The sequence below is a fragment of the Vagococcus carniphilus genome, from assembly GCF_014397115.1.
Classification (GTDB): Bacteria; Bacillota; Bacilli; order Lactobacillales; family Vagococcaceae; genus Vagococcus; species Vagococcus carniphilus.
The window spans coordinates 411,553-424,393 of sequence record NZ_CP060720.1 but is presented as its reverse complement, the minus strand read 5'-3'; the positions used below and the strand labels follow the sequence as shown (position 1 = coordinate 424,393).

The following is a 12,841-nucleotide window of genomic DNA, read 5'->3' as shown; positions in this document are numbered from 1 at the left end:
GCTTATCTTTCAATCGTTTTTTGATTACGCAATAATTGAACCGTTATCCGCACATTTAGGTGCTTCTACAACATATAATTGTCCGTCTTCATTTTCTGCTGATAAAATCATTCCTTGACTAACTTGCCCTCTAATTTTACGAGGTTTTAAGTTAGCAACAATGACAACTTTTTTCCCAACCAATTCAGTTGGTTCTGGATAAAATTCAGCAATTCCTGAAAGAATTTGACGATCTTCTTTATCTCCAGCATCCAAACGGAATTGGAGTAATTTGTCAGCGCCTTTAACTTTACGGCAATCAATAACTTCTGCCACTTTTAATTCTACTTTATCAAAATCATCATATTTCACTTGCTTTTCTTTAACTGACACTAACTCAACTTCTTCTGGATTCCAAGTATCTTCTTCCTCTGAAGCATTTGTTGTTTGGGCCATTTGCTCTTTAATGTAAGCCACTTCCACTTCCATATCTAAACGAGGGAAAATAGGTGTACCTTTACTAATTACTTTTGTACCTTTAGGGAAATCTCCAAATCGAATGTCTAGCATTGATAGAGTTTCTTCTCCTAAGCCTAACTGATTTAAAATTTCTTTTGGTGTTTCAGTCATAATTGGTTGTAATAAGATGGCTGAGATACGTAAGCTTTCAGCTAAATGGACCATCACACTATTTAATGAATCTTTTTTCTCAGGATCTCTTGCTAATACCCAAGGCTCAGTTTCATCAATGTATTTATTCGCACGAGAAATTAGTTTCCAGATTTCGCTTAAAGCGACATTAAATTCCATTTTTTCCATTGCTTTATTATATTTACCAATAACATCAGCTGCTGTTGTTGATAATTCGCTATCAAATTCTGTTACTTGAGAAGCGTAAGCTGGTACGTTACCATCACAATATTTATTAATCATGGCAATCGTACGATTTAATAAATTACCTAAGTCATTAGCAAGGTCATAGTTAACTCTTGCAACAAAATCTTCTGGTGTAAAGACTCCATCTGATCCAAAAGGAATAGCACGCATTAAATAATAACGTAAAGCATCTAACCCATAACGTTTAACTAACATTTCAGGGTAAACAACGTTCCCTTTTGATTTAGACATTTTACCGTCATTCATCACTAACCAACCGTGAGCAAAAATTTGCTTAGGCAGAGGTAAATCTAAAGCCATTAACATAATTGGCCAATAAATTGTGTGGAAACGAACAATTTCTTTACCAACCATATGCACATCTGCAGGCCAATATTTTTTAAAGTTGCTATCATCATCAGTTCCATAACCTAATGCTGAAATATAGTTTGATAGTGCGTCAATCCAAACATAAACAACATGTTTAGGATCTGCATCTACTGGAATTCCCCATGAAAAAGAAGTACGACTAACAGCTAAGTCACCTAATCCAGGTTTGATAAAGTTATTAACCATTTCATTTTTACGAGAAACAGGTTCGATAAAGTCAGGGTGAGATTCGTAATATTCAAGTAAACGATCTGCATATTTACTCATACGGAAAAAGTAGCTTTGTTCTTTAACAAGCTCTACTTCATGTCCACTTGGTGCTTTTCCACCGATAACTTTTCCTTCAGCATCTCGGTAAACTTCTGCTAGTTGATTTTCTGTAAAATATTCCTCATCAGAAACAGAGTACCAACCTTCATACTCACCTAAATAGATGTCACCTTGATCTAATAATTGTTGGAAGATTTTTTTCACTGTTTGCATGTGTGATTCGTCTGTTGTACGAATAAATTTATTGTAATCAATATCCAATAAATTCCATAATTTTTTCACATCAGTGGCCATCTCATCAACGTATTCTTTTGGTTCTATACCCAATTGTTCAGCTTTTTGCTCAATTTTTTGGCCATGTTCATCTAAACCTGTTAGATAAAAAACATCAAAGCCTTTCAAACGTTTGTAGCGAGCCATCGCATCACAGGCAATTGTTGTATAGGAACTACCAATGTGTAGTTTTCCACTTGGATAATAAATGGGGGTTGTTATATAAAATGTTTTTTTCTCCTCCATTTGTAAACCTCCTCGATTTTTATGGGTAAAAGGACACCCATTTTTACATATAGTCCTGAATATTATATCACATTTTCTTTACCTTTTTCAGTAAAACAAAAAAAGAAATACTTGTTACTTTAAAAAGTATCCGCAAGTATCTCTTATTTTTTTAGATAATCATTAATTTATTGATGTTTGTTTAATTTTCGGTTGTTTTTTGTAGTATAATCCACTATAATTTAATTTTGTGGTGTTCATACATCATATTTTAGGCTAAGGCTGTCTTTGGACGGTCTTTTTTTATTTTCTAAAAAATTATCTAGCTATTAAATCATTATATTCTTTATGTTTATCAAAATAGCTCACAACATAAGAACACGTTGGTATAATTTTCAAATCTTCTTTTTTAGCTTTTTCAATTACAGCTAAAACCAATTTTTCAGCAAGACCTTTTCCTCTTTGGCTTGAATCAACAAACGTATGATCCACTACCATATGTCTTAAACCTTTCATTTGCCAAGTAATCTCAGCAACGTCTTTTCCCTCTTCTTTTAATACAAATCTATTTTTTTCTTCTTGGAACATAACTCACACTTCCCTATCTCATTTATTTTCATTTATTATACTCCTAATTAATCGAATAACTCAAAGTTTAAATACTTGCAATTTTTTCTAATGAAAAATACAATTTAGGTAGACCTAAAAAGGAAGTGTCTTATCAATGAACAAACATCAAACTTTATTAAAAGATAAGCTTAATGGTTTAAGTTTACCTGAAATAAATAATTCTGTTTCAATTCCTCAAAATGCTAGTTTTCTAAAAAAACTACTTGCCTATTCAGGACCTGGTGCTCTTGTTGCCGTTGGCTATATGGATCCAGGTAATTGGGTCACCTCTATTGCTGGGGGCGCTCAATTTGGATATCTCTTACTATCAGTTATTCTAATCTCTAGCTTAATTGCTATGATGCTTCAATACATGTCAGCAAAATTAGGTATTGTAACTGGAATGGATTTAGCTCAAGCCACACGTGTTCACACAAAGAAAAAAACGGGTATTTTTCTATGGATAGTTAATGAACTAGCTATTATGGCAACTGACATTGCCGAAGTTATCGGTAGTGCTGTTGCTCTAAATTTATTATTTGGTTTTCCACTTCTAGTTGGCGTATTCATTACTGTTTTAGATGTCTTCCTATTACTTACTTTAACCAAATTAGGCTTTAGAAAAATTGAAGCGATAGTCATGACGCTTATTGCTACTATTTTTGTTATTTTTATGTACGAAGTTATTCTAGGTCAACCTAATTTACCAGAATTAGTTCAAGGCTTTATTCCAAAAAAAGAAGTGGTGACAGATAAAAGTGCGTTACTACTTGCTCTTGGTATTGTTGGAGCTACAGTCATGCCACATAATCTATATTTACACTCTTCTATTGTCCAATCTAGACAATACGACCGTCATAATCCAGCTGAAATCAAAGAAGCTATTAGATTTGCCAAATGGGACTCTAATATTCAATTATTCTTTGCTTTTATCGTTAATTGTCTATTACTTACTTTAGGAGCAACTCTTTTCTTTGGGCACGGAGAAGCTTTATCTACTCTGGGGTCTTTGTATCATGCTTTATCTGATTCAGCCATTGTCGGTGCCATCGCCTCTCCACTACTCAGTGTTCTTTTTGCAGTCGCCCTACTTGCCTCTGGACAAAATTCCACTATCACTGGTACTTTGTCTGGACAAATTATTATGGAAGGCTTTATCAAGCTTCATATTCCAACATGGGCTAGAAGACTAATCACAAGATTACTAGCTGTTACGCCTGTTGTGATTGCGATTATTTTATTTGGTGATTCAGAGGAAGTCGTTGAAAAATTATTGATTTATTCTCAAGTTTTCTTGAGCGCTGCACTTCCTATCTCTATTATTCCCTTAACACTCTTTACAAGTCAAAAGGAACTAATGGGGGATTTCACTAATAAAAAATTCTTAACTATCTTAGCTTGGGCTATTTCAATCATCCTTACTATTTTAAATATTTACTTGATTATTTCTACTTTTCTTTAAAATTCACTTAATTTTTGCTATTTTCAGCTAACAATAGCATTTATTTTTAGAATTAGTCTTGGTACTTTAGCGCTGATAGCTTATAATAAAGGTATAAAAATACTATTATTGGAGGACAAGTCCATGTTTCAACAACAAAAAGTGTATAAAAGTTTGGAAAATCGTAACTTTACCCCTGAAAGCCTATTAAAAGAATTAGAAGACTTAAAAGAATTTAAATTTGATGATGTTTCTTATACTGGGATTAGCTTAAACATTGATATGTTAATCACTCAATACTTAAGAAATGAAAACTTTGAATTAATCGAAGTTCAAGGTGGATTAGCTAAGAAAAATTATGCTACTTGGTTTACAGATCTTTCTTTAGCCATTAACATTTTTAACCACTTTGCAGATTACACAAAAGCACATTTCAACTATTACTTAGAAGAAGCTAAAAAATATCAAGAAGAAACAGGTCATAGCAACACATCACCTGAATACAAAGCTTACTTTGAACAAGGTAACTCAATGTACTTCCATGATGTGCTACATAGTGTATTTGATTTATCTAGAAAAATTGATTTAAGTATCGATGATTTCAACGAAGCATTACTTGCTGATAATGAAGATGCAAGTGAATATGTTTTACCTGAAAAAAAAGTTTTCGAAAGTAAATAAAAAAATGAATTTTATAGAGGGTGACTTTTCTTATGTCGCCCTCTTTTTTAATCGACAAAAATTGCCAAGAATCATCAAGTAACTCTTTTAAAAAAGGAATAGACTAATCTCAAGAAGAAAGAGAGGAACAACTATGAACGAGTTTGCTAAAGTAATCAACTACATTGAAGATCATTTAACCGATACCATTGATATGAAGGAAATAGAACGGCTTTCTCAAATGTCAGAATTTAATTTTCAAAAAATTTTTTCAGTTTTGTCAGGTATTTCTCTAGGAGAGTACATTCGAAAAAGGCGCCTTTCCAAATCCTTTTATGACTTGAAGGAAACTGACACAAAAATTATAGATATTGCTTTCAAATACGGTTATCAGTCTTCAGAAAGCTACAGCAGAGCCTTTCAGCAATTATTCCAAATCTCACCTTCTAACGCTCGAAAAACAATGAATCAATTAACATTGTTTCCAAAGCTTACGATTCGCGTTCAAATTAAAGGAGGAACTGAAATGAATTATCAAATTATTAAAAAAGAATCATTTTTAGTCACAGGTATCAAAGAAAGCTACACTTCTGTCGATGAAGGTCAAAGTAAAATCCCCTTATTTTGGGATAAATTCAATGAGTCTAGTCTTTTTGATCAAGTCGTTAAAGAAAAAGATAGTTCAGGTCCAAATACAGTTTTAGGTATTTGTTTACCCGGCGAAAATGGTGCTTACAATTACTTGATTGGTGTTAATGCGACGGAAGTAACTAAACAAGAAAATCTTGAAACAATCACACTACCAGAAACTGATTGGGTTATTTTTAAAGCTGTAGGGAAAGTCCCTGACGCTATTAGAACAACCTATCAAGAAATTTATGAATCTTTCTTTCCAAGCACACCTTACTCTCCTAAAAATTTACCTGAGTTTGAATCCTATCCATTAGATATGGATCCGATGTCTGAGAATCACATCACTGAAATTTGGATTCCTATTAACAAAGAAGAATAAAAAAAAGAAACGGTATCACGAAAGCTTCTGTGATACCGTTTTTTTGTATATTCTATTCACTTTTTAATTGCTTTAAAGCAATCATCTTCAAGAAAGATTTTCCTACCTTATCACTGACAAACTTTTCATTAAAATCATAGGTATCTTTAGCACTATCATCTGCTAAATCAGAAATACCTCTGATTGCCATAAATGGTAATTGATTAATGTAACAACAATGAGCAATTGCACTTGATTCCATATCTACTGCCGAAGCCTCAAAATCTCTAATAATTTGATCTCTTTGCTCATTACTTTCTACAAAACGCTCCCCTGAAACAATTCCACCTTTAATGACTTCTTCCATATTTTCTGATACAAAATCTAACAACAATTCGTTTGTTTCAAATTTTGATATATAAGGAAATAGCTCTTCCATTTGGTTAATTTTGACATCATGATGGCTATAAAATTCACCAACCACAATATCTGCTGGTTTTAATCCTTGTTTCAAGCCACCAGCAATTCCCAAGTTAAACACACAAGCCGGTTTAAAATGATCAATCAGCATTTGTGTATAGGTGACAGCATTTGTTTTACTAACACCACTTGTTACCATAACTAATTCATTACCTTCATATTCAGCTACATAAAAAGTATTACGGTTCATTTTTATCTCTTCTTTAACCGTCACTTGCTCTAAAATATAAGCCAGCTCTATTGGCATAGCCGTAACAACACCTATTTTCATCTTTACTTTCCTTTCTCTTAATCAGCTTAACTATTTAAATTCACCTATTCTTTTTAACGCTAAACAATGTTTAGTATATTCAGTATATTCCATTGACATTTTTATTTCCTGAGCCATTTCATACGAATCGTTGTGAATGATTCGTAGTTGGTAACAAGTCTCAGCTTTATCACCAAAACCTCTTACAGTGAGTCCACCTGCTCTTAATTTATATTTATCTTTTGAAAATATTTTTTCTCCAAAATAATTATAAATGTAACTATCCTCAGTAACAGTGAAAGTGGCTTTTCCTTCCAAATAGAGAAATAAAAAGGGCATGATACAAAGAATACTAGTTATTAATAATTCTCCTTTGTCAGTTATTGGGTCGATAAAAAATATTATAATTACCAAATAGATTATAGCTAGAAAAATAATTTTTCTTTTATTCTTTGGATTTGTTTTAAATGAGTACACTTATTCTACCTCCTTAAAACACTACTTTTATTCATTATATCATTCAAATGTCATCCTAGTAGGAGTTTTTCTTTTTTATCATTGATGACACAAGAGCCACTGTTATCATTACTCTGAATAGTTTACGATTGATGAGAATTAAATAAAGTTAAGAAGTATTTATAGAGGAAATAATCTCTAGATGAATAACCTTACTAAAAATATACGCTTTTTTCTTTAGTTAGTATAAATAGCATATAAAGCAAACAAAAAATAGCAATTACAAATATGTAGCAGACCAAACTTATATTAGCTATTCCCATAAATATCATTGATATGATTGATGGAACTACTAGAAAAAAGCTATCCATACAGGCATAAATTGTTCCCATCTGTTCGGCAGATGTACTTTTTATTATTTCTGAACTAAATCTTAAATTAAATATACTTGTTGTAAATATTGACATTAACAACACTACTATACCTAACCATAACTGATCTATAAAAAGCATTGCTACATATAATAAGTTACCTAAGAATGATGTGAATAATAGCGTTTTTGTAGGTATTTTTTTTAGATAATTGGCACCTACCCAACTACCAACAATACCACTAACCATAATAAGAGCTTGTATCATTGCTATAGAAAATGAAATATTAATAATTGTATATTCAGAGTTATAAGATAAAGCTATCGTACTAATCGGAACAATTGTAACAGCAACACTATTTAACCCTGCTGCAATAATAAATAGAGTTCTCATTTTCTTAATTTCAAGAAGTTTTTTTAATGATGAAATAACATAAGAAAAGACATCTTTTACACTATTATACTTTTGAGACTCAATTTCTAATTCTATTTTTTCTAACTTAGGATGAATTACACTAATTCCTATTGATACAATAAAAAAGGTAGCCGCATTTATAAAAGCTAATTGAAAAATACCTACTATGCTAATAAGAATTACTCCTAAAAAGTTTGCAAACATACTAATACTACTTCTAACTACAAAATTTATAGATAATGCTTTTTCCAAATTTTCTTCTGAAACTATAAATTTTATAAAAGGATCAATACATAAAGAAACATATCTCCCAAATAGGTCACTTACCGAATTTAAAATACCTATAAAAAAAATGGCATAGATAGAATCTGTAAACATAATAATTAATCCAATTATGGCATAAATCATTCCCCTGACTATACCAGATTGAAAAAAACGTTTAGTTCTTTGCCTAGTTGAATCAGCTAAAACACCTAATAAAATTTGAAAAAAATTAGGAATTGTTTCAGAAATACTGACAATCATAACTGCTAGAGAAGGATTAGATAACTTACTCGCATATGACAATAAAGCCAGATAATAAAGGCTATCCCCTAATAGGCTAATCCACTCTAACGACCTCCACTGCATATAAAGTTTATTTTTCAAACAATCACCACTTTACATTCATTTAATATATCTTTTTGAGATTCATTACATTCGTAATAATTTCTATCAATTTAATAAAACTCTTCACTCTTCTACATATTTACTACCTCTCCTTGTTCAGATAAAATTAATTAAAACATGTTGTGAAACAATTAACTTAAGGTGTAAACTATAATCACATAAAAAAGGAGAGTGTTTCCTATGATAGATGATGGTCAAATTTTCAAAACAATTAGGAAATCACGTAACATTTCTCAAAATGAAATATCTAAAGGAGAGCTTTCAAGAACAACTATTTCAAAATTTGAAAATAATAAGGTAACTTTGTCAGCCACTAATTTTCATTTTTTACTAGACTCTTTAGATATATCAGTAGAAGAATTTAACTACATAAAAAATGATTATTCATACAAAAGAAAAGAAGAGATCATCGTACTGTTTAATCAACTTTTTTCAAATGCTGATAATTACAATATTGAAAAATTAATTGTGTTATGTGAAGAATATCTAAAAGAAAATTATAGTAAATCAGTACAATGTATTTTGAACACTTTATTTGCATTAAAACATTTGAACATAAGTGAAAATAAATTAAATTGCCATTCAAAAATATATGTAGCAGATGTGTGGAATATTCTATCTGATATTGATTCATGGACGTTATTAGATTTGAAAATCATTAATTGTTGTCTCTATTTTTTTGAACCTAATACATATATTCACATAAGTGATCAAGTAATAAAAACTTTAGATAAATACAAGAATTTTACTAATATAATTGTTTTGGAAATATCTATTTATTTAAATTTAACAATGCTTTTTTTATTAGAAAATAATTTAGAATATGCTAAAAAATTTGTGAAAATCGCTTTAAAAAAAGCATATAAAAGTAAACGAATCGATTATATAGCAACTGCTTCCATACGATATGGAATTATTTTTAATAACGAGTCTGAAATAGAAAAAGGACTAAATTTATTAAATATTTTAGATGATGACAATCTCTCTATACCTATAAAAAAAGAAATTAAACTATTTAAAAATAATGACTTGTCACATCCTTAAGATAGATCTTTGTTTAGAATAACTATTAGGTTTAACAGAACAAAAAAGTCGTTTTGCATAACGCCAAACGACTTTTAACTTATCCTATTTTTTTCATAAAAATCACTATTTATTTTCTCCCCACTCTTCTAAAAAACTCTCTACAAAGATTCGCATTATTTTGTCTCTTTTTTCTGCTAATTCTTTTCCTGTTTCTGTCTGCATCATCTCTTTTAATTTGAATAATTTCTCGTAAAAATGATTTATAACCGTTTGATTCACTCGGTATTCTTCTTTTGTAAGATTTTCTCTTGGAGGAATATTAGAGTCATACATCGCATGTCCTTTTTTACCACCATAATAAAAAGTTCGCCCAATACCAATTGCCCCGATAGCATCTAATCGATCCGCATCTTGAACGATTTTTTCTTCTAACGTTAAACTTATTTTTTCATTAGATGCTAGCTGATGACTAAAAGAAACTCTTTCAATAATCCTTAATATTTCTTGAATTGTTTGAGATGATAATTGTAGAGATTCTAAAAAATGAACTAACTCTTTTTTTGCTATTTCTGAATCCTCAACTAGTTTATCATCTGTCACATCATGAAGGTAAGCTCCTGCTAAAATCAAAAAAAGATTTCCACCTTCTTTTTTTTGTATTTTTTTAGCATTATTTACAACACGATAAATATGGTCCATGCTATGGCCCGTTTTGTCCCCTGCTAAAACTTCCTCTGTATATTTTTCAATAGCTATTATTTGTTCTTTTTCGTTATTTGTTAATGTCATCATTTCTCCTATTCCAGAAATTTATTTTTAACTTGTTAAATTCAGTATAACTTAATTTTACTAAATATTTTGATATAATACAGAAAAAAGGAGGACTAATCATGGCTACCCATATGATGTGGTTTAGAAAAGATTTACGCTTAGAAGACAACACTGCCTTAAATTATGCTCTTACTTCTCTTGATAAAAAAGATCAGTTACTTTGTGTTTTCCACTTAGATGAACAACAATTTAGAATAGGTTGTCACGCTCATGATTACTTTTTTTCTACTTTAAATAATTTTCAAAAATCAGCTAAAGAAAAAGGCGTTTTCATTTATTTTTTATCAGGTGATTTATTTTCAGCTTTCGATAACCTAAAACAACAATTTCCAGATTGGTCTGATATTTATTTTAACTTAGACAACAGAGGATACGGCTTAAAAAGAGATTTAACCGCTCTTCATTTTTTAGAATCAAAAGAAATACGAGTAACAACTTTTGAAGAAAACCACCTACACCAAGCAACTGAAATTACAAAACCTGATGGCTCTTCTTATAAAAAATTTACTCCTTATTATAAAAGATGGCTCTCACTTTCTAAACCAATGTTTCAGCCAGACTTTAACATTCCCAATATCAAACAAATCAAACAAGATTCTGAATTTTTCAAAGAAGGCGACAAACTATTTAAAAAATTACTGGATTTAAGACAGACAGATTTTTCTTTAGAGGTAGGTGAAGAAAGGGCAACTGAGCGATTAAATGACTTTGTATTAAATCAATTAGATTCTTACGAACAAGAGAGGGACTTTCCTGGGATCGACGGAACCAGTCGTCTATCTTCTCATCTTTCAACAGGATCTATTTCGATTAGAAAAGTATTTCATGCTTGCCAGGCAATGCCTTCTAGCAACGGAAAAGATACTTTTATTAAAGAGCTTGCTTGGCGGGATTTTTACCATATGATTTATCACTATCACCCTGATCAATACAAGGAAGAACTAATAGAAAAATATCGACAATTACCTTGGCAAACCAATGAAGAATTATTTAACCAATGGAAAAATGGGCAAACTGGCTATCCGATTATTGATGCTGCTATGAGGCAACTTCAACAAACCGGTTGGATGCATAATCGTTTACGAATGTTAGTTGCTTCATTTTTAACAAAAGATCTCCTAATTGATTGGCGATTAGGTGAACGTTATTTTGCCGAACAACTTATCGATTATGATGCTGCTAGTAATATTGGTGGATGGCAATGGGCTGCTTCTACTGGTACGGATGCTGTTCCTTATTTTCGTATTTTTAATCCCACAACCCAAGGAAAAAAGTTTGATAAAGACTGCCTTTTTATTAAAACCTATCTACCAGAACTAGCTTCTCTTCCAGCTAAATTCATTCATGAACCAAGTACCATGTCATCTAAAAAGCAAGAAGAGTTCCAATTTCAAGTAGGAATCGACTACCCAAAACCAATTGTTGATCATAAATTAGCTCGTGCATTTGCTTTAGAGTGGTTTAAATAATAAAAAAAGATGAGTTCACACTGATTGTGCTGACTCATCTTTTTTGATTTTTATTTTTTAGCCGTACATTGATAGAACAGGACTGCTCCCCATTCTTGCTCTTTAATACCTAATTTAATTGCGCGAGCTGCCTTATCTAAATCAATACTTGTATCTGACGCATCAAACATTAACTGGATACCTTTTTTTTCTTTGAAAGTAAACGTCGTTCCTTCATAGTTAAAACTGTTAACATATTCTATTACTTTATCTTGACATAATGCTGTATTTACTACGATCATTTTTCCATGACCTCCTATAATTTATTGTAATCTTTAACCTCTTGTCTTGATGTTTCAATAGTAGAGTAAATTTTCTCATAGTTTCTCGTTGCGTAACTAAAAAATAAAATATCTACTACCATAAATTGGGCATGAAGTGAGCTAGTTGCCGCACTTCGTAATTCTGCTTCTTTTGGTTTTACTGTATGTAAAGCTATATCTGATTTTTTAGATAGATAATTAGAGCCAAATTGGGAAATACCAATTGTTTTAATACCATGTTGATTGCCAGCCTCTACTAAATAAGTAATCTCTTTTGTGTTTCCCGAATTAGAAACTAAAAGCATAACTGCATTTTTAGGAGCGGAAACAAGACTAGCTAGCATAATATGAACATCTGAAATCGCAATAACACTTTGACCTACTCTATTAAATTTTTGCATAAAGTTCTCTGCCACCAACCAAGAAGCTCCGATGCCAAAAGCATATATAACTGGTGCTTTTTCAATTGCTTTTACAGCTGTCTCAATTTTAGCATCATCTAAATATTTAGTTGTGTCCGCCATTGACTGATAAGCATTATATAATAACTTTTCTTTTATACTTTCAACAGGCTCATTAGCTTCAATATCTGAGAATTGAGTTGGTTCTGATTTAGTCACCCCTGAAGCTAGTGACACCTTCAATTGAGTAAAGCTATCAATCCCAATACTTTTACAAAAACGAATAACCGTTGCAGGACTAGCACCTGTTTTTTCAGCTAAATCCGATGTAGTCATTGCCGTTACCTCAACCGGATTGATTAAAACAAAATCAGCAATTTTCTTTTCTGATTTTGTTAGTTCTTCGTAAATGCTCTCTATTCTTCTTTTCACATTTATTGTCATCATATAGACGTTCT

Annotated in this window: 13 protein-coding genes; 5 read left to right on the top strand and 8 right to left on the bottom strand. The window is 31.2% G+C overall.

Annotated features, from left to right (window positions below; all coding sequences use genetic code 11):
- Positions 1 to 24: 24 nt before the first annotated feature.
- Both metG and H9L18_RS02180 read right to left on the bottom strand, forming a co-directional pair.
- The gene (metG, locus tag H9L18_RS02185) at positions 25 to 2,034 is read right to left on the bottom strand and encodes a methionine--tRNA ligase (protein WP_126793622.1); all 2,010 of its coding nucleotides are present in this window, start codon (positions 2,032 to 2,034) and stop codon (positions 25 to 27) included.
- Between the two features lie 297 nt (positions 2,035 to 2,331).
- On the bottom strand, positions 2,332 to 2,601 hold the full coding sequence (locus H9L18_RS02180) for a GNAT family N-acetyltransferase (RefSeq protein ID WP_126793620.1): 270 nt from the start codon (positions 2,599 to 2,601) through the stop codon (positions 2,332 to 2,334).
- A gap of 136 nt (positions 2,602 to 2,737) precedes the next feature.
- Between H9L18_RS02180 and H9L18_RS02175 the strand changes: the two genes are divergently transcribed.
- From H9L18_RS02175 to H9L18_RS02165, 3 genes are all read left to right on the top strand, one after another.
- Positions 2,738 to 4,084, top strand: a complete 1,347-nt coding sequence (locus H9L18_RS02175; protein WP_126793618.1) for an Nramp family divalent metal transporter — start codon at positions 2,738 to 2,740, stop codon at positions 4,082 to 4,084.
- A gap of 123 nt (positions 4,085 to 4,207) precedes the next feature.
- Positions 4,208 to 4,744: a hypothetical protein gene (locus H9L18_RS02170; RefSeq protein WP_126793616.1), complete on the top strand. Its 537-nt coding sequence runs from the start codon at positions 4,208 to 4,210 to the stop codon at positions 4,742 to 4,744.
- Positions 4,745 to 4,877: 133 nt separating this feature from the next.
- Positions 4,878 to 5,735: an AraC family transcriptional regulator gene (locus tag H9L18_RS02165; protein ID WP_126793614.1), complete on the top strand. Its 858-nt coding sequence runs from the start codon at positions 4,878 to 4,880 to the stop codon at positions 5,733 to 5,735.
- 52 nt (positions 5,736 to 5,787) lie between these two features.
- Here the strand turns inward: H9L18_RS02165 and mtnN are convergent, their stop codons facing one another.
- The 3 genes from mtnN to H9L18_RS02150 all read right to left on the bottom strand — a co-directional run bounded on the left by mtnN (position 5,788) and on the right by H9L18_RS02150 (position 8,333).
- Positions 5,788 to 6,465, bottom strand: coding sequence for a 5'-methylthioadenosine/S-adenosylhomocysteine nucleosidase (mtnN, locus tag H9L18_RS02160; protein ID WP_126793612.1), 678 nt, complete (start codon positions 6,463 to 6,465; stop codon positions 5,788 to 5,790).
- A 30-nt stretch (positions 6,466 to 6,495) separates the two neighbouring features.
- Complete coding sequence (locus H9L18_RS02155; RefSeq protein WP_126793610.1) at positions 6,496 to 6,921, bottom strand: hypothetical protein; 426 nt, start codon at positions 6,919 to 6,921, stop codon at positions 6,496 to 6,498.
- 194 nt (positions 6,922 to 7,115) lie between these two features.
- On the bottom strand, positions 7,116 to 8,333 hold the full coding sequence (locus H9L18_RS02150) for an MFS transporter (protein ID WP_126793608.1): 1,218 nt from the start codon (positions 8,331 to 8,333) through the stop codon (positions 7,116 to 7,118).
- Positions 8,334 to 8,534: 201 nt separating this feature from the next.
- Between H9L18_RS02150 and H9L18_RS02145 the strand changes: the two genes are divergently transcribed.
- Positions 8,535 to 9,398 carry an Rgg/GadR/MutR family transcriptional regulator gene (locus tag H9L18_RS02145; RefSeq protein WP_126793606.1) on the top strand — a complete coding sequence of 288 codons (864 nt, stop codon included), beginning with the start codon at positions 8,535 to 8,537 and terminating at the stop codon, positions 9,396 to 9,398.
- 105 nt (positions 9,399 to 9,503) lie between these two features.
- On the opposite strand, the gene H9L18_RS02140 is transcribed toward H9L18_RS02145, so the two are convergent.
- Positions 9,504 to 10,172: an HD domain-containing protein gene (locus H9L18_RS02140; RefSeq protein ID WP_246433303.1), complete on the bottom strand. Its 669-nt coding sequence runs from the start codon at positions 10,170 to 10,172 to the stop codon at positions 9,504 to 9,506.
- 98 nt (positions 10,173 to 10,270) lie between these two features.
- Here H9L18_RS02140 and H9L18_RS02135 point away from each other — a divergent pair, with 98 nt between their 5' ends.
- The gene (locus H9L18_RS02135) at positions 10,271 to 11,680 is read left to right on the top strand and encodes a cryptochrome/photolyase family protein (protein WP_126793602.1); all 1,410 of its coding nucleotides are present in this window, start codon (positions 10,271 to 10,273) and stop codon (positions 11,678 to 11,680) included.
- 50 nt (positions 11,681 to 11,730) lie between these two features.
- On the opposite strand, the gene H9L18_RS02130 is transcribed toward H9L18_RS02135, so the two are convergent.
- Both H9L18_RS02130 and H9L18_RS02125 read right to left on the bottom strand, forming a co-directional pair.
- Positions 11,731 to 11,961, bottom strand: coding sequence for a hypothetical protein (locus tag H9L18_RS02130; protein WP_126793600.1), 231 nt, complete (start codon positions 11,959 to 11,961; stop codon positions 11,731 to 11,733).
- Between the two features lie 14 nt (positions 11,962 to 11,975).
- Complete coding sequence (locus tag H9L18_RS02125) at positions 11,976 to 12,830, bottom strand: MurR/RpiR family transcriptional regulator (RefSeq protein ID WP_126793598.1); 855 nt, start codon at positions 12,828 to 12,830, stop codon at positions 11,976 to 11,978.
- Positions 12,831 to 12,841: the final 11 nt, after the last annotated feature.